The organism is Rhodococcus sp. H29-C3 (assembly GCF_030063405.1).
Lineage (GTDB): Bacteria > Actinomycetota > Actinomycetes > Mycobacteriales > Mycobacteriaceae > Rhodococcoides.
The window spans coordinates 424,181-441,338 of the sequence record NZ_JASITC010000001.1; the positions used below are offsets into that span (position 1 = coordinate 424,181).

The 17,158-nt window shown below is 62.0% G+C and carries 19 protein-coding genes; 11 read left to right on the forward strand and 8 right to left on the reverse strand.

Going from position 1 to position 17,158, the window contains the following annotated elements; genetic code table 11:
• Nucleotides 1–7: 7 nt before the first annotated feature.
• The 3 genes from QMK32_RS02080 to QMK32_RS02090 all read left to right on the forward strand — a co-directional run bounded on the left by QMK32_RS02080 (nt 8) and on the right by QMK32_RS02090 (nt 2,816).
• Nucleotides 8–877, forward strand: a complete 870-nt coding sequence (locus QMK32_RS02080; RefSeq protein ID WP_283472679.1) for an alpha/beta fold hydrolase — start codon at nt 8–10, stop codon at nt 875–877.
• A gap of 10 nt (nt 878–887) precedes the next feature.
• Nucleotides 888–1,841, forward strand: a complete 954-nt coding sequence (locus QMK32_RS02085; RefSeq protein ID WP_283472681.1) for a 3-hydroxyacyl-CoA dehydrogenase — start codon at nt 888–890, stop codon at nt 1,839–1,841.
• Between the two features lie 375 nt (nt 1,842–2,216).
• Nucleotides 2,217–2,816 (forward strand): DUF4203 domain-containing protein, encoded by a 600-nt coding sequence (locus QMK32_RS02090; protein WP_283472683.1) that lies wholly within the window; start codon nt 2,217–2,219, stop codon nt 2,814–2,816.
• Nucleotides 2,817–2,920: 104 nt separating this feature from the next.
• Here QMK32_RS02090 and QMK32_RS02095 read toward each other — a convergent pair whose 3' ends face one another.
• From QMK32_RS02095 to groL, 3 genes are all read right to left on the reverse strand, one after another.
• Nucleotides 2,921–3,061, reverse strand: a complete 141-nt coding sequence (locus QMK32_RS02095) for a hypothetical protein (RefSeq protein WP_283472685.1) — start codon at nt 3,059–3,061, stop codon at nt 2,921–2,923.
• A complete protein-coding gene (locus tag QMK32_RS02100; protein WP_283472687.1) occupies nt 3,061–4,797 on the reverse strand; it encodes a SulP family inorganic anion transporter in 1,737 nt (578 codons plus the stop codon). Before QMK32_RS02100 ends, QMK32_RS02095 begins: the two co-directional genes overlap by 1 nt.
• A gap of 286 nt (nt 4,798–5,083) precedes the next feature.
• Nucleotides 5,084–6,709, reverse strand: a complete 1,626-nt coding sequence (groL, locus tag QMK32_RS02105; protein ID WP_084346279.1) for a chaperonin GroEL — start codon at nt 6,707–6,709, stop codon at nt 5,084–5,086.
• 372 nt (nt 6,710–7,081) lie between these two features.
• On the opposite strand from groL, the gene QMK32_RS02110 reads away from it, so the two are divergent.
• On the forward strand, nt 7,082–7,429 hold the full coding sequence (locus QMK32_RS02110; RefSeq protein ID WP_283472688.1) for a DoxX family protein: 348 nt from the start codon (nt 7,082–7,084) through the stop codon (nt 7,427–7,429).
• Between the two features lie 23 nt (nt 7,430–7,452).
• Here QMK32_RS02110 and QMK32_RS02115 read toward each other — a convergent pair whose 3' ends face one another.
• Nucleotides 7,453–8,127 (reverse strand): GOLPH3/VPS74 family protein, encoded by a 675-nt coding sequence (locus tag QMK32_RS02115; RefSeq protein WP_283472689.1) that lies wholly within the window; start codon nt 8,125–8,127, stop codon nt 7,453–7,455.
• 486 nt (nt 8,128–8,613) lie between these two features.
• Here QMK32_RS02115 and QMK32_RS02120 point away from each other — a divergent pair, with 486 nt between their 5' ends.
• The 7 genes from QMK32_RS02120 to QMK32_RS02150 all read left to right on the forward strand — a co-directional run bounded on the left by QMK32_RS02120 (nt 8,614) and on the right by QMK32_RS02150 (nt 15,025).
• Nucleotides 8,614–9,423 (forward strand): DUF1206 domain-containing protein, encoded by an 810-nt coding sequence (locus QMK32_RS02120; protein ID WP_283472690.1) that lies wholly within the window; start codon nt 8,614–8,616, stop codon nt 9,421–9,423.
• A gap of 560 nt (nt 9,424–9,983) precedes the next feature.
• On the forward strand, nt 9,984–10,259 hold the full coding sequence (locus QMK32_RS02125; protein ID WP_283473148.1) for an endonuclease domain-containing protein: 276 nt from the start codon (nt 9,984–9,986) through the stop codon (nt 10,257–10,259).
• 144 nt (nt 10,260–10,403) lie between these two features.
• Nucleotides 10,404–10,859: an SRPBCC family protein gene (locus QMK32_RS02130; RefSeq protein WP_283472691.1), complete on the forward strand. Its 456-nt coding sequence runs from the start codon at nt 10,404–10,406 to the stop codon at nt 10,857–10,859.
• A gap of 75 nt (nt 10,860–10,934) precedes the next feature.
• Nucleotides 10,935–11,204, forward strand: coding sequence for a GlsB/YeaQ/YmgE family stress response membrane protein (locus QMK32_RS02135; protein WP_136171049.1), 270 nt, complete (start codon nt 10,935–10,937; stop codon nt 11,202–11,204).
• Nucleotides 11,205–11,304: 100 nt separating this feature from the next.
• Nucleotides 11,305–12,021 (forward strand): phosphatidylserine decarboxylase, encoded by a 717-nt coding sequence (locus QMK32_RS02140; protein ID WP_283472695.1) that lies wholly within the window; start codon nt 11,305–11,307, stop codon nt 12,019–12,021.
• A gap of 11 nt (nt 12,022–12,032) precedes the next feature.
• Entirely contained in the window at nt 12,033–12,890 is an 858-nt protein-coding gene (pssA, locus tag QMK32_RS02145; protein ID WP_283472696.1) for a CDP-diacylglycerol--serine O-phosphatidyltransferase, read from the forward strand.
• The gene (locus QMK32_RS02150; protein WP_283472697.1) at nt 12,887–15,025 is read left to right on the forward strand and encodes an AAA family ATPase; all 2,139 of its coding nucleotides are present in this window, start codon (nt 12,887–12,889) and stop codon (nt 15,023–15,025) included. The genes pssA and QMK32_RS02150 overlap by 4 nt, the downstream gene beginning before the upstream one ends.
• A 35-nt stretch (nt 15,026–15,060) precedes the next feature.
• On the opposite strand, the gene QMK32_RS02155 is transcribed toward QMK32_RS02150, so the two are convergent.
• From QMK32_RS02155 to QMK32_RS02170, 4 genes are all read right to left on the reverse strand, one after another.
• Nucleotides 15,061–15,813: an isocitrate lyase/PEP mutase family protein gene (locus tag QMK32_RS02155; protein ID WP_283472698.1), complete on the reverse strand. Its 753-nt coding sequence runs from the start codon at nt 15,811–15,813 to the stop codon at nt 15,061–15,063.
• Between the two features lie 70 nt (nt 15,814–15,883).
• Nucleotides 15,884–16,297, reverse strand: a complete 414-nt coding sequence (locus QMK32_RS02160) for an NUDIX hydrolase (RefSeq protein ID WP_283472699.1) — start codon at nt 16,295–16,297, stop codon at nt 15,884–15,886.
• A gap of 3 nt (nt 16,298–16,300) precedes the next feature.
• Complete coding sequence (locus QMK32_RS02165) at nt 16,301–16,777, reverse strand: SRPBCC family protein (protein WP_283472700.1); 477 nt, start codon at nt 16,775–16,777, stop codon at nt 16,301–16,303.
• Complete coding sequence (locus tag QMK32_RS02170; RefSeq protein ID WP_084346409.1) at nt 16,770–17,075, reverse strand: ArsR/SmtB family transcription factor; 306 nt, start codon at nt 17,073–17,075, stop codon at nt 16,770–16,772. The genes QMK32_RS02165 and QMK32_RS02170 overlap by 8 nt, the downstream gene beginning before the upstream one ends.
• Between the last annotated feature and the right edge of the window lie 83 nt (nt 17,076–17,158).

Consider the following 17,158-nt stretch of genomic DNA (forward strand, 5'->3'; position numbering starts at 1 on the left):
TGCCCCAATGACAACCCTCAACTATGAACGCCGCGGCATCGGCACTCCGATAGTTCTCTTGCACGGCATCGGCTCGCACTGGCAAGTGTGGTCCCCCGTCATCGACCAGCTCGCGGCCGATCATGATGTCATCGCCGTCGACCTACCTGGTTATGGCGACTCGGTGCCGCTTCCTCCTGGCACACAGCCCGGCATCAATTCAATCGCCGACGCCCTGGAGCACTTCCTCGACGCGATAGATGTGCCCGCCGCTCATCTTGTCGGCAACTCGTTGGGCGGGTGGCTTGCCTTGGAACTGGCCAAACGGGACCGCGCGCTGAGTGTGACAGCCTTGTCTCCGGGCGGCTTCGCCGACGCCCGCGAGGCGGCATACGTACGGCAATCATTGAAGCTTTCGGTGCGGCTGGTCCGTGGCCTCGGCGTATTCGGTGACCGCATCGTTGCCACAGGTGTGGGCCGAACTCTGTTGCTCTCTCAACTTGTGGCAAAGCCGCGCAAGATGCCGGCGACCGCTGCTGCATCCTCGCTGCGCGCGCTAGCCAGCGCCCCCAGTTTTGACAATGACCTGGCCAGTATCAGCCACGATCGGTTCTCCGGCGGAGAGCAGATACTAGCGCCGGTCACCATCGCATGGGGGCAGCGTGATCGCCTTCTGTTTCCCCGTCAGGGGCGCCGGGCCGTACAGGAAATTCCGGGAGCCACAGGAGTAACTCTTCGGGGGTGTGGGCATGTCCCCACCTTCGACGATCCCAAGCAGGTCACGTCGGTGATCCTCTCGACGATCGCCTCCAGCACAGGAGAACAACTACCACGTGCGCACACCAAAGAAGACCCAGAACTGCAGCCGTGCGATAACCACGGCTTCCACACGAATTGAGGAGTACAGCATGTCAGAACTACATCACGTCACAGTCCTCGGAGCCGGCGTGCTGGGCGGGCAGATCGCCTGGCACAGCGCATTCAAAGGTAAAACTGTGGTGGTCTACGACATCGCGCAGGAACCGCTGGACCAGTGCAACGCCATGCACGAGCAATATGCCTCGATCTATCTCTCCGACGTCGGTGCAAGCGATGAGGATGTAGCCCAAACCCGCGCGCGACTGACCTTCACAACCGATCTCATCGCCGCGGTAGCGCACGCCGACCTCGTCATCGAAGCCGTGCCCGAGATCCCCGACGTCAAGACCAAAGTCTATGAGGAGATGGCTGGGCACCTTCCCGAACATGCCCTGATCGCGACGAACTCGTCGACTTTGCTCCCCCGGGATTTCGCGGACGCGACCGGCCGACCGGATAAGTACTGCGCACTGCATTTCGCCAATCTGATCTGGATGATGAACGTAGTCGAGATCATGGCTCACCCGGGCACCACCGAAAACACGCTTACGGAGATCGTCGAGTTCGCACTCGAAATCGGGATGCTGCCCATTGCAGTGCAGAAGGAACAGAACGGGTATGTACTCAACACCTGGTTCGTAGCGCTCCTCAACGCCTCCATGAGCTTGGTTGCCAACGAAATCTCGACCCCGGAAGATGTGGATCGCACCTATATGGTGTCCAACCGCGGCTGTGCCATGGGACCGATGGGACTGATCGACGTGGTCGGAATGAAGACTGCGTACGACGTCTTCTCGCACTGGGGGCACGTGAACGATGACGCGCAGATGCGGCAGAACGCGGACTATCTGAAGACGAACTTCATCGACCACGGCAAGACTGGCATGCAGTGCGGACGAGGGTTCTACACGTATCCGGATCCCGCCTATCAGCATGCGGACTTCCTTGCTGTTCCTGACATTTCATGTGTCTCGGAACTGGTAGCACGCATCAAAATCACGTAGCCGGCTCACCTCCCACCAGCCCGGATAGAACAGGGCCGTCCGCTGATACGGACGGGTCGTGGCCAGTGGCGGCACTCGGGCACGCGAACGGCGGACAAAACAGCAAATCTGGTCTCTCTCCGCGAGACGCGGGGACCGGTTTTCGCCGAAACGAATTAGTAGACGCCATAGGAACGGAGGCGACGAAGCACAGGGGCATAGGCACTTCGAGGGCTACAGTCGAATTCTATGGTCTGCGTCCGTGCCGGGGGTTGAAGGAGACATCATGCGGGGTAGAGGTGGATTGCAGGGCACGCTCGCTCTTGCCGCGGTGATCACGCAGCTCGATGAGTTCACCGCGATGCAGGATTCGCGAACCCTCACCGAGGAGTTCACATGAGCGGAATCGCGGTCCTACTGCTAGGCGCCTTGTTGTGCTTCTATGGAATCCGGTCCGTCCATCTGGCGGTACTGGCCGGGGGATTCGGACTCGGCTGGCTAGTTGCGAACATATTCACCGCGACCTTGACGACGTTGTTCCTATTCGCGCTCATCGGCGCAGTCACGGCGTGGATCGTGACAACCCTGATCTTCAAATTTTCCACCTACCTCATTGGTGGCCTCACCGGCGCGATGATGGGGGCGCGAACCGCCGACCTGCTCCAACATGGGGATAAAAGCTGGGCGCTGAGCGCGATCGTAGTGCTGAGTTTCGCGGTCGCATCAGCGTTCATCGCTGACAAGTACCGCGCGCGGGCACTGTTGTGGCTCACCTCGATCGGAGGCGCGAGCATGATCCTGAGCGGCCTGAGTACGACTACGGACGCGCTCGAGTTCCTCCGCACCCCGGACACCTCTGGGCAGCAGGTTCTGTCGGCCGTCGCATGGATCGCGCTCAGCGTGGCCGGATGGATCGTCCAGCGCCACTTGTTCGCAGACAAGCTCGGTATCGAGACAGTCGCGTCGCGGCGTGAAACCGGGCCCGTCAAGAACTAGATGCGGTCTGAGGCGGCATCACCGACAATCGAACTCGTCGCATATTTTCGACTGGTCCGGATGTGAACGACAGTCTCGAAACTGTCTTGGGTGAATCGAGCCGGTCACAAGCCCATCTGGTCGCTCGGCCACGATCCCCAGTCAGGGTCCTTGCCTCGGGCTGCGATGCCGGTTGTCCTGCGTATCATCCACCATCCGGTGAGGACGACGATTGCGGCGAGGGCAACCCAATGGATCCAGCTCATCAGGGGTCCTGTTCGTCGGGCGGAAGCTCAGCACGGTCTTCACGAAAGTCGTTGCGCTGGGCTGCCTGCTGCCGGACCCAGTCCTGGGCCTCGGAGTGCGCACGCCGAAGGGCTTCACCGATGTTCGCCGTGCCGCGGTAGACATTGTCTGCGCCAAGAACGTCCAGGATTCCTCCTAGGCGGAGTTGTTCGATCAATTGTTCGTTGTCGGTGACTACGACGAGCTTATTGCCAGCTTCATTCAAAGAAAGGGCATATTTTTTAAGGACGTCGAGCAACGTCGCCCCTGCCTCATCGGCGCCGCGGATCCGGAGAATCACCACCGATCCATGCGATTCGGGACCGACCTGAGGCATCCGGTCGAAAAGCGCGGCCGCAGTGGCGAAGAAGATTGCGCCGTACGGCTGCACGATCACCACTTCACTGCGCGGCAGGGTATTCGGCGGGCTGGTCTCCACGGCTGTGCCGTCTTCACGAATCAGTATCCGGCGGGTCACCAGCCGCGAGGACTGCATGATGACGAAAAGGATGACGGAGATCCCGACCCCGACAAGCACTGCGTACTGAAGCGGCACGATGATCGTCAACACGAAGGTGATGATCATGACGACCAACGGAACAGTGCCGGTTCGCGCGACCGCAAGGAGCTTCGATGGCCGAACGGTGCCCACGCCCACCACGATGAGCAAGCCTGCGAGGGCGGGCATCGCGACACGTTCGACAACTGGAGCGAGGAAGACGATTACCAGCGCCATCACGCCGCAGGCGTAGAGCAGGGAAGCACGACTTCGGGCGCCGGCCTGAACGACAAGCGACGTTCCCGACATCGACCCACCCACCGGCATGCCCTGGAACAGTCCGGCCACCACATTGCCGGCGCCCTGCCCGACAAAATCCTGCGAGGCATGCGTTCGTTCACCCTCACGGTTCGGGAAACCCGCCGATACCCCTGCACCTTGGACCAGCCCGACAAAGGCCAATGACAATGCGGGCACGATCAGCGTGGGGATATCACCGAGGACCGGCAGCACAGGTAGTGGGAGGGAACTTGGAACGTCCGCGACATCGCCGACCACAGCGACGTCATACCCCAGCTTCCCCGCGACAGCAGCGACTGCGGAGCCGACGACGATCGCGACGACGAGACCGAGCGCATCGAGTTTGGTCTTCTGAAGCAGCAGTATCAATCCCACCGTCACGACTCCCACAACGAGAGTCGCCAGTTGTATGCCGCCAGGGTGGATCAACAAGTCGAACGCACGGACGAGCCGATTCGGGCCGTCGGGCTTGTATCCAGTGAAGTTGTCGAGTTGGCCGAGCACGATGTTGACACCGACTGCGCCGACGAAACCGGTCATCACCGAGTTGGACACAAAACGAAGAGCGCTGCCCAGACGAAGCAAACCCACGACGATCATCACCACCCCGGTCAGAATTGCCAGGGTGAACAGTGACCGTGCGGGATCGTTCTTCGACGCCAAATCCACATCTGCGACGATGATCGACATTGCGCCGGTTCCCTGGACCGCCATGAACGTGGTGCTGGTGAAGAGTGTGGCCCCTGCCATCCCGTACAGGTAGGCGTACAACCCAGCAAGAGGATTGACACCGGCAAGCAGGCCGTTTGCGAGGCCGTCGGGCACGCTCTCGACGCCGAGGACGAGGCCGGCCATGGCGTCATCTTTGAACGTTCCCCGTCGAAAAATCGACCGCGGCGACATGATCGGAAATTTCATGTCAGCTCCGGCCGCGGTACTGTGCCCGCTGCGTTGTTCTGGCGTTTTGTCGGTATGCCGCGTATGTAGTGGCCAAGACGATCCCCCAGGTACAAGAGCACTGGCCTTCAACATCGCCACCAATGGCCAACGATCGACGTCAGCTTCGACGATAGGGCAACGGAATGACCTCCGCATCCCCTTTGCGAGTTCAGTGAAGGTAGTCAACCTGTGGAGTGCCGAACGAAAAAGCCCGACTCCACGAGGGAGTCGGGCTTTTTCAGCGGTAAAGCGGGGGGGAACGGACTCAGAAGTCCATGCCGCCCATGCCACCGGTCGGATCGCCGGCAGGCGCTCCGGCCTTTTCGGGCTTGTCGGCTACGACGGCCTCGGTGGTGAGGAACAGAGCCGCGATGGACGCTGCGTTCTGCAGTGCCGAGCGGGTGACCTTGACCGGGTCGTTGATGCCTGCAGCGAGCAGGTCCTCGTACTCGTTGGTCGCGGCGTTGAGGCCGTGACCTGCGGGCAAGTTGCGGACCTTCTCAGCGACGACGCCAGGCTCGAGGCCTGCGTTGAACGCGATCTGCTTCAGCGGTGCTTCGAGGGCGACGCGAACGATGTTCACGCCGGTTGCCTCGTCGCCGTCCAGCTTGAGGGAGTCGAGTGCCGGGGACGCCTGCAGCAGCGCGACGCCACCGCCGGCAACGATGCCCTCTTCGACAGCAGCCTTGGCGTTACGCACAGCATCTTCGATGCGGTGCTTGCGCTCCTTGAGCTCGACCTCGGTCGCTGCTCCGGCCTTGATGACTGCAACGCCGCCGGCCAGCTTGGCCAGACGTTCCTGCAGCTTCTCGCGGTCGTAGTCGGAATCGGAGTTCTCGATCTCGGCACGGATCTGGCTGACGCGACCGGCGATAGCGTCGGAATCGCCCGAGCCCTCGACGATGGTGGTCTCGTCCTTGGTGATGACGACCTTGCGTGCCTGGCCGAGCAGTTCGAGTCCAGCGGTCTCCAAGGAGAGGCCGACCTCTTCGCTGATGACCTCGCCACCGGTGAGGATGGCAATGTCGGCGAGCTGTGCCTTACGACGGTCACCGAATCCGGGAGCCTTGACGGCGACGGACTTGAAGGTGCCACGAATCTTGTTCACCACGAGAGTGGAGAGAGCTTCGCCCTCGACGTCCTCGGCGATGATGACGAGCGGCTTGCCGGACTGGATAACCTTCTCCAGCAGGGGCAGCAGGTCCTTGACGGTGCTGATCTTGGAGCTGACGAGCAAGATGTACGCGTCTTCGAGGACGGCTTCCTGACGCTCTGCATCAGTGGCGAAGTACGCCGAGATGTAGCCCTTGTCGAAGCGCATGCCCTCGGTGAGCTCGAGCTGCAGGCCGAAGGTGTTGGACTCCTCGACCGTGATGACGCCTTCTTTGCCGACCTTGTCCATTGCCTCGGCGATGAGCTCGCCGATGGCTGGGTCGCCCGCGGAGATACCAGCGGTAGCAGCGATCTGCTCCTTGGTGTCGATCTCCTTGGCGGAAGCGAGCAGCGACTCGGTGACGGCTGCAACAGCCTTCTCGATGCCGCGCTTGAGGCCGAGCGGGTTGGCGCCGGCTGCGACGTTACGCAGGCCTTCGCGGACCAGAGCCTGGGCGAGAACGGTGGCGGTGGTGGTGCCGTCGCCAGCGACGTCGTCAGTCTTCTTGGCGACCTCCTTGACGAGCTCGGCACCGATCTTCTCGTAGGGATCTTCGAGCTCGATCTCCTTGGCGATGGAGACACCATCGTTGGTGATCGTGGGAGCTCCCCACTTCTTTTCGAGCACGACGTTGCGACCCTTGGGTCCCAACGTCACCTTTACTGTGTCAGCGAGGGCGTTGAGGCCTCGCTCGAGGCCACGGCGTGCCTCTTCGTCGAACGCGATGATCTTGGCCATTACGAAGTGATCCTCCGGATTGGGGGTGACACATTTCTGGCCGAGTTGGGTGCCCGCGACGGACGACCAGGGGTGTCCTTGATCCCCAGCCTCACCGTGTCCCGACCTGGCACTCACGTATCGAGAGTGCCAACTGCATTTCTAGCACTCGACCATGGCGAGTGCAAGGTCGACGGGCACGACCGGGTCGATCAGCTGGCCCGACTTGCCCCGCGTTCGCTCAGGGCGCAGCCGACGCACACCCGCCCAGCGCCGACGCGAGACAGAATTCCATGCTCATAACTCTCCCCCGAACGCCGCCGTCGACCCTATTCTTGTTCTCGACAACGGACGCCCGGTGAGAGCTCGGGCGACACAATAGATTGGGCACCGATGTTCATTGCGACAGTCGCAGTATCGATTTTTCTCGCTGTATCGCTGACCTTCTCGGCGGTCGGAAAGTTGACCAAGAATCCGAAGGTCATCCCCATCATGGAACAGGTCGGCGTGCCTGCCGACAAGATCCCATGGCTTGCCTACCTAGAAATTCTCGGCGCGATCGGCCTGATCGTCGGACTGTTCGTCTTGCCTATCGGGGTCGCCGCCGCAGTCGGAGTGATCTTGTACTTCGTGGGCGCGGTCATCGCTCACCTCCGAGTGAAGGACAGTGGTTTCGGTCCCGCTGCATTCCTCGCCGCTGTCGCCATTGCCGCGCTGGTTCTACGCCTACTGTCCGCGTGAGTAGTCGATGGCCGGCAGGTCCGCTAGGAGCCGGTCGAAACGATGATGGGGACCATGACGGCGGCCATGACCGCGACATTGACATCCTCCACGGCCTTTCGGACCGCTGAACTGGCCCAATCGCCCTCGGCAATCTCCTTTGCGCGCTTTTTTGCTGCCTTCTTGTCCACTCCTGGCAACACCTTCGATACGGCGTCGATGGCGGACACCAGCGAAATCAACGCCGAAATCTCGGGGGCCGGTGTCGTGCCGTCGACGATCGCGCTACCGATCCCCTGACGCGCCCAGCTCTTGCGAGTCACCTCGCGCGCCGGCCAGGACACCGTAGGGAAGAGCCCGAGTACTTTGTCGTGACGTTCGAGAACCAGGCCCTGCTGGGCGAGCCTGGACCCTACTTCCTTGTTCAAGTTCCTCTGGAGTTTCTCGATCACCCGCTGCGGCTTCAGCCGACCGTTTCGAGCGCCGATCAAGGCATGCGCACGCGCAAGCAGGGGATCGGAGGGCGCAGGGCCACTCACCAAGAGCCGTCCTGCCTTGAAGGACTCGCCTTTCGAGGTGATGCGCACACAACCCTCGACGGCCAATTCCAGAACGACCGCACCGGCCAGCACGCGGGGAAATTTGGTGCTGTCGACGATCGGCTTACCGGTGACGTCGTCTACCAGCAGCAGGAACAGGTCCTCGGCGATCAATGTCATACGCCGAGGTTACCGACGTACGAACCGGTAGGTCCTGCCTTGCTCTCGGCAGCAACTTCGGTTCGGCAACTGTTGCCGGTTCAACGGCACCAGACCCACCGGAGCGGGCACGTCAGGCAAGTGGGCTCTCGGGCAAGTCGGTGCGCAGGACTTCTGGCCAGAGATCAGATCTGGCCGCGTCTTATCAAGTCGATTTCTCGTGGTGTCAGCAGCCGTTCCAACTGCTCACTCGGCCACTTGCGGGGGCGCCCACTCATCCGGGCAGACTCGAGCAGTGGCACATCCGCGCTGGTACGTCGCAACATCGAATGAAGGTTCACGATCGATCACTCCGTCGAACTGATTTGGCTGATTCCTCGTTTGTTCTATCGCCAGTGTTCGCCCCTTGTTACCCGTTGTGTGTGAGGCGCGCTGAGGCGTTTCGGATCCGTCGACCATGGGTAAGGTCCAGACGAACGGGAAGCCACAATCGATCGGGGCCATAAGTTGAGTAAGACCGGGGATTCATCTGCATCCGACGTCGTCGAGTCGGTGCAGAACAACGGCGCATTCGAGAAGGCCGCACGCGCCGGCCATTTCGTCAGCGGCGTGCTCCATATTCTCATCGGCTACATCGCCATCAGGTTGGCGTTCGGGCAAGGTGGAAACGCTGACCAATCCGGCGCGCTCGCCGAGCTCGGCAGCAAGCCCGGCGGAGCCATCGCTCTGTGGGTTGCCTTCGTCGCTTTCGTGGCTCTGGCTCTGTGGCGTGTCGTCGAAGCCATCGTCGGTAAGAAGTCCGACGACGATTCCGGCAGCGTGTTGGACCGACTGAAGGCCGGATCGCTTGCCGTCGTCTACATCGTCTTCGCGTGGACGACCTTCGGGTTCGCCAGCGGATCCGGCAAGTCGAGTGGCAAGCAGAACGCATCCATGACGTCGGACTTGATGGGTAACGGATTCGGCAAGTTCGTTCTCGTCATCGTCGGACTGGTCATCATCGGCGTCGGCGGCTACCACGTCTACAAGGGCGTATCCAAGAATTTCCTCGACGACCTCGAGGGCTACACCGGCAAAACCGTCGAGCGCCTCGGGATCGTGGGTTACTGCGCCAAAGGCATCGCCCTGATCGGTGTAGGAGCGCTCGTCATAGCTGCTGTCTTCACCTCGGATCCGAGCAAGGCGACGGGCATGGATGGCGCGCTGAAGACCCTCGGCCAACAGCCGTTCGGTCAGGTGTTGTTGATCGTGGCGGGCGTGGGCATCGGACTGTACGGGCTGTACTCCTTCGTGCTCGCCCGGTACGCACGGATGTAGTAACTCGGCTGTCGATATGGGCATGGCGTTCCAGTTGCACCTCTACCAGGCGGGATGCCGTCTCGTTCGAGCGCGACCGGCACACCATGCCCACCGTTGTCCACAATCCTGACCTCCATCCACAGGGTTTCTGTTGCCCCAGCTCGCCTGGATCGAACGCGTTCAGAACTCGGCGATGCTCACCGCCGTGCATCCCCACGGAATCGCATGGACGAGCATTCGATGATCGAAGCGACGCTGCCAGCGACATCCAAGGCTCGAACTCGATGCTGGCTCAGGATGTATCGTCGAGACCTGCCCGCATCCGACACCAGCGAGGTCGCGCGACTCCCAGTCGTCGCCCGCGAATGGACACTGATCGATTGCATCGCCGTGATGACACCGGAGGCCGTCGCTCGAATCGTCGACGAGCGCCTCGCGACAGACATCGATGCGCAAGATATAGCCTCGGAAATCCGAAGTACCCCAGACGTCGAGGCAACTCCCGCGCATCCGGTCAGCTTCGCAGTGCCGCGTAGGGATTTGCCTCGGAGCCCGAACGGGTACTGGATCGCGCGCTCATCGCGTGCGGTCTCCGGATCGCGACCAACCATTGGGTTGGCAATTACGTGTGCGACTTCGTCGACGAGCTCGCACAGGTCGTTGTCGAGCTGGACGGCCGTGAGTTCCACAGCGCGCCCGAGGTGTTCAGCAAAGATCGGCGTCGGCAGAACGATCTGGTCCTCGGCGGTTGGCTCGTGCTGAGATTTTCGGCATTCGATGTGATGGCAAACCCGGAGAAGACTGCGCGACAGATTGCCGGGGTGGTGCGCCGGCGCCGGCGTGCACGGAATTGATGGGCATGGCGTTCCAGTTCCGCCTTGACCGAACGAAATCCCGCCTCGCGAGTGCACAATCGGAACAGCATGCCCACACCCCGGTATACGATCCTGCCCAACTGCGTGTAACGCCCGGTTGCACTCATCATCACGGAGGTACATGTGAGCAAGACTCTCGAAGCCCAGATCGACGTCGACGCCAACCCTGAGCAGGTATGGAAAATAGTCTCCGACCTCCAGCGGATGGGCGAGTGGAGTCCGCAGTGCAAGCTCATGAAGGTCTTCGGCGGCAATGTTCGACGCGGCACCACCACTCTCAACATCAACCGCAAAGGACTTCTCGTCTGGCCGACCAGGTCCAAGGTGATCGAGTTCGAACCGAACAAGAAGATCGCCTTCCGCGTCTTGGACAACAAGACGATCTGGTCGTATTCGCTGACCCCGAACGGGACCGGCACCTCGGTCGTCGAAAAGCGCGAGGCGCCTAGCGGCACCACCGCGATTTCGTCGTTCCTGGTCAAGCACGTGCTCGGCGGTAGCGAGGAATTCGACATCGAATTGGTCGACGGCATGAACAAGACCCTCCAGCGTATCAAAGCGGAAACCGAAAAGGGCTGACATGTTTGATTGGTGATTCGCCTGGGAATGCTGGATGAGCAATATCCACGGCTAATTATCAAGAGGGGGCACCAAATGTTGGGCCTAGGAATAATCGGCTGGATCATCATCGGCGGTCTTGCTGGATGGATCGGCAGCAAGCTTATGAAGACCGACGCCTCGATGGGCATCATTCTCAACATCGTCGTCGGAATCATCGGCGGACTTCTCGGTGGCTGGCTGCTGAAGGTATTCGGAGTCGACGTCGAAGGCGGCGGACTCATCTTCAGCTTCATCACCTGTCTGCTCGGCGCGGTGATTCTCTTGTTCCTCGTCAAGTTGGTCATGGGCCGCAGCAAGGTCTGATCGACTCACACTTACCGACTGCCGGGGCTTCCACGTACTGTGTGAGGCCCCGGCAGTCCTCGTGCCGAGGTCTTGTATATCAACAGTCATAAGGAGCGAAGTGGCACGCCGTCCAACCCCGATCGGTCAACCGCCCCGAACTGGGGTCGCGCACGTCGTCGACCTGGTCCGAGAGACAGTTCCGCCTCTGCACCCGGCAGGCCTTCCGTTCGTCGCAGGCCCCCTAGCAGTGGCCGTCATCGGCCGTAGGTACAAGTGGGTGCGGCTGGCCGGCCTCACCGCAGCAGGAGCATGCGCCACGTTCTTCCGGCATCCGAGCCGCGTTCCGCCGAACCGCCCCGGCGTCGTAGTCGCTCCTGCGGACGGGCTGGTGACTCTTGTCGATACGGCAGTGCCGCCGACCGAGCTCAGCCTCGGTAGCGATCCGGTACCGCGCGTCAGCATCTTCCTGTCCGTCCTGGACGTGCACGTGCAGCGGGTTCCTGTCGGTGGCGAGGTGCTCGAGGTCGTGCACCGCAGCGGTCAGTTCAAGTCCGCCGATCTGGCCGAAGCAAGCGAGGTCAACGAGCGAAACAGCATGCACATCCGCACCCCTGCAGGTCAGGACATCGGCGTCGTGCAAATCGCCGGACTCATCGCAAGACGCATCATCAACAACGCCAAGATCGGCGACAATCTCACCATCGGCGACACCTACGGTTTGATCCGATTCGGCTCGCGCGTGGACACCTATTTCCCATTGGGAACCAAGCTGCTCGTCGAGCGTGGCCAACGCGCAGTCGGCGCCGAAACTGTGCTCGCCGAGCTTTCCCAGTAAGGGTCCGGGCGATGATCACCAGACGCTCACGACCACCTGCGGCCGTCCGACTTCTGCCGTCGGTCGTGACCATTCTCGCGCTGTGTGCAGGTCTGTCCGCAGTCAAATTCGCGCTGAGCGATCAGCTGGGCGTTGCCATGGCGATGATCGGAGCGGCAGCAGTCCTCGATGCGCTGGACGGACGCATCGCTCGTCTCCTCGACGCGACGAGCAAAATCGGTGCCGAACTGGACTCGCTGGCCGACGCGATCTCGTTCGGTGTTGCACCCGCGCTCGTGTTGTACGTGACACTGCTCGACGGCAGTAGCTTCGGCTGGATCGTGGCACTGACCTATGCAGTGGCCATGGTTCTGCGGCTCGCACGTTTCAATACCCTGCTGGACAACGACACCCCGACCTACGCCGCGGAGTACTTCACCGGTGTCCCGGCTCCGGCGGGGGCGCTCATCGTGCTGGTGCCGATTGCGGCATTCGAAGAGTGGGGTGACGGCTGGTGGGCGTCGTTCTACGTAGTCATCGGATGGACACTGTTCACTGCGACGCTGGCTGTGAGCCGGATTCCCACGCTCGCGCTCAAGACCGTGTCGGTGCCTCCGCGGATGGCCGCGGCACTCCTGATCTTGGTGGCGCTGACCGCTGCTGCACTGATCACCTATCCGTTGATCCTGCTGATGGTGCTCGTGTTGGTCTACCTCGCGCACATCCCGTTCGCCATTCGCTCCCAAAGATGGGTTGCCGCGCGGCCGTACACGTGGGACGCCAAGCCGTCCGAGCGCCGGGCAGAGCGCCGGGCGATTCGTCGCGCTCCGAACACCGCGCGTAGGTCCTCCGCCCGCCTGGGCCTTCGGCGGCCGCGGAGCCCGAGGTGAGTGCCCCCGAACTCGTCCTGACCGCCCGCCTGAACACCTCGGCAGCCGATGCCCGTCGCGGCGTGGTGCGACTGCACCCCGAGGTACTCGCGGCACTCGGTATTCGGGAGTGGGACGCAGTAGCACTCATAGGTTCTCGTCGGACCGCAGCGGTTGCAGGACGAGCACCGGAGGGCACCCCGCAGGGCACGGCACTACTCGACGACGTCACGCTGTCCAACACCGGAATCAAAGAAGACGGTTCGGTAGCAATTGCCCCGGTGACCGTCTACGGGGCGAAGTCCGTTCGACTCTCCGGGTCGGTACTCGCCACGGGGTCGATCTCCGACACGACCCTCCGCCAAGCACTGCTAGGCAAGATTGCGACCGTCGGCGACACGGTGTCACTGCTCCCCCGCGATCTAGGACCGGGAACCAGTTCCAGTGCTGCCGCGCAAGCACTCTCGCGCACTTTCGGTGTTGCATGGACTACCGAACTGCTGACGGTCTCCGCCGTCGAACCATCAGGAGGGCCGGTGAGCGTTCAACCCAACTCCGCCGTCGGATGGGGGCAGGGCCGACCACCGACGGTCCCCGACGTGATCCCGGCGATTCCGCCCGCCGAACTCGTGGGCGTGTCGGTCCAACAGGCGAAGTTGCACGAATGGCTTCGCCTCGCTCTCGACGAGTCCGAATTGCTCGCCAAGCTGGGTGCGTCGCCGCACCTCGGCGTTCTCGTGACCGGTCCGGCAGGAGTCGGGAAGGCGACGCTGGCGCGCGCCGTACTTTCCGGACGTACTGTCGCCGAACTCGACGGCCCTTCGATCGGAGCACTGGAAGCATCCGACCGAGTGGATGCGGTCGCTGCTGCCATCGACGGCCTGGCAGGCAACGGGGTACTGCTGGTCACCGATATAGACGCTCTCCTGCCCTCGCTCGCCGAGCCTGCGTCGACGCTGATCCTCGATCATCTGCGACGGGCCGTCGCCACCGAGGGGATCGCGTTTGTCGCCACTACTGCTCATCCCGAGAGCACGGACAGTCGAGTGCGCGCCCAGGATGTGTGCGATCGCCAGTTGACTCTGACCCTTCCCGACAGCGCGGGCCGCAAGGCGCTGCTGGAGCATCTACTCCGCAAAGTCCCGACAGACACCCTCGAACTGAATGAAATAGCTTCAAGGACACCAGGTTTCGTCGTCGGCGATCTAGCAGCACTGGTACGCGAAGCTGCGCTGCGTGCAGCATCTCGGGCCAGCGACAACAAGACCGATCCCGTCATCATGCAATCCGACCTGCTCGCCGCACTCGAGGTGATCAGACCGCTGTCACGCTCGGGCACAGAGGAACTGGCAATCGGCACCATCACCCTGGACGACGTCGGGGACATGGTGGAGACCAAACAGGCGCTGACCGAAGCGGTGCTGTGGCCATTGCAGCATCCCGATTCTTTTGCGCGGCTGGGCATCGATCCCCCACGTGGAGTATTGCTCTACGGGCCACCCGGGTGCGGCAAGACTTTCCTCGTGCGCGCACTGGCCAGCTCCGGTCAACTCAGCGTCCACGCAGTCAAGGGCGCCGAGCTGATGGACAAGTGGGTCGGATCCTCGGAAAAGGCTGTGCGCGAGCTGTTTCAGCGCGCCCGAGACTCCGCCCCTTCGCTGATCTTCTTGGACGAGGTGGACGCGTTGGCGCCTCGACGCGGTCAGGGTTCGGACTCGGGCGTCGGCGATCGCGTCGTGGCGGCATTGCTGACCGAGCTGGACGGCGTCGAGCCGCTGCGAGATGTGGTGGTGCTGGGTGCAACAAACCGGCCCGATCTGATCGATCCGGCGCTGCTTCGTCCAGGACGCCTCGAGCGCCTGGTCTTCGTGCCGCCGCCGGATGCCGATGCCCGCAAGGACATCCTGAAGGCGTCAGGAAAGTCGGTTCCGCTGGCTGCCGACGTCGATCTCGACGCGCTGGCGGAGGGGCTCGACGGTTATTCCGCTGCCGATTGCGCGGCACTCCTGCGCGAAGCAGCGCTGACCGCGATGCGTCGGTCGATGGATGCCGCCGACGTCACTGCCGCCGACGTCGAGGCTGCTCGAAAGACGGTGCGCCCCTCACTCGATGCAGCACAAGTTGCGCATTTGAAGGCCTACAGCGCTACGCGCTAGCGGGATGGCCACGTCCATCCCGCCGGCGAGGAGCCTTACCTCCAGCGCGCGAGGATGCCTTCTGCATGCTTGCCGAGCGAGGCTTGGAACAGTGGCCCGAAGCTGATGCGGCCGACACCTAGTTCGGCGAAGTGCGCCAGGTCGCCGTCCACCGGGTGTGCGATCGCATTGATCGGGAGCGGCAGTTCGGATGCGAGACGCTTGTAATCGGCGTCGTTGTGGAATCCGACGGGGTAGAGCGAGTCGGCCCCTGCGGCTGCAGCGAGCTTCAGGCGTGCGATGGCCCGGTCGACGCGGTCATTTTCGTCACCGACCTGCTTGACGAACAGGTCGGTGCGGGCATTGATCACCACGTGCACTTCGGTTGCGTCCGATGCCGCTCGTAGCGCGCCGACGAAATCGGCATGCTCCTGTGCTTCACGGAGTCGCCCACCTTCACTGTGGACGGTGTCTTCGACGTTGAGGCCGACGGCGCCTGCCGAGATGAGACCGTCGATGAGCCGCTTGGGCTCCTGCCCGTAGCCCGCTTCGATGTCGACGGACAGCGGCGCGTCCACTGCAGAAGTGATCTGCGAAACACGGGTGAGTAGTTCTTCGAAGGTTATTCCTTCGTTGTCCGGCTTGCCGAGCGAGTCGGACACGGGATGACTACCGACGGTGAGCGCGGTGAACCCGGCCGAGACGGCAAGGTTCGCAGACCACGCATCCCACACGGTCGGGAGTACGACGGGATTGCCTGGCTTGTGGAGCTCGAGGAGTGTGGTGGCCTTCTGAGACAGGTTCGTCATGGGTGTGGCTCCTATACCGATCGGGAGAACGTACGTTCTCACCCCAACGTACCCGAAGGGTGCACTCCCCTCAGTCGATCAGATCGAGTTCACGCATTCGGTCGAAGACCAGCATCGACCCGGGTGCGACATCGGGCATCGCCGCATACTCGTCGCGGGTGAAGTACCGGATCTCCGCAATCTCACTGGTCGCGACCGGTTCCGATGCCAACTCGGCCAGAAAGCAATTCATCCGCAAGCCGGTGCCCTGTGGGTGCCCCCAGGCGGCACACTCGAAGACTCCGAGCAACTCCAGCGAACCGTCGAGGACGGCTGCATCGAGTTCCTCACGAACCTCCCGATGCAGTGCGTCCTCGGCACTCTCACCCGGATCGATCTTTCCACCGGCCATGTAGAACACCGACTTCCCTGCCGACCTGGCCTGAATCATCCGACGATCCCGCACGAACGCCAGCGCAGCAGTCCTGATCACACCTTCACTCACGCTTCACAGACCAGCCAGGATCTCGTCGAGACGTTCGTAACCCTCTTCGACGCCTTGTGCCATCCCACTTTCGACCATTCCGTCGCGCCCTTCCTGCGATGGGTGCACACTGTGCACTTCGATGCGCGTTCGACCGTTTCCGAGGTCGACGAAGGTGATCGATTCGATGCTCACGATGTCGGGGTAGCCCTCGAATTCGAAGGTCTGGATGGCGAACTCGTTCTCCCGCACCACATGAAAGACACCGTTGAAGGTGTACTTCTCACCTTGCGGGTCGGTGTGTGTATATCGGTAGCGGCCGCCGGACTCGAATTCGTACTTCTCTATCTGCATGTCGTAGCCGTGCGGTCCGAGCCACTGCCTGATCAGCTCCGGTTCCTTGTGGGCACGAAAGACCGATGCGACGGGCGCGTCGAACTCGCGGGTGATGTCGATGAACGGGACGCCCTCGCGGACGGAGATGGTGACGGGATTACTCATCGGGTTCCTCCTTCATGTTTGCCAGCAGCGAATCGAGCCGCCGGAATTGTTGTTCATGAATGGTTCGGTACCTGTCGATCCACGCGGTCATTTCCTCCAGGTGCGCAGCATCGAGATGGACCGGCCTGCGCTGAGCATCTCGGGAACGAGTGACCAACCCTGCTGACTCCAGTACCGCGATGTGCTTCGAGACGGCCTGCTTGCTGATGTCGAACGGCTCGGCAAGATCGTTGACGGTCCGCGGGCCGCCACTGAGCCGAGCGACGATTGCGCGCCGAACTGGATCGGCAAGGGCCATGAAAGCTTTGTCCAACCGATCGTCGTCACCGTCCTTAATAATCAACCATCTCCTTTATCAATGAATCTGTTGATTACAGTACC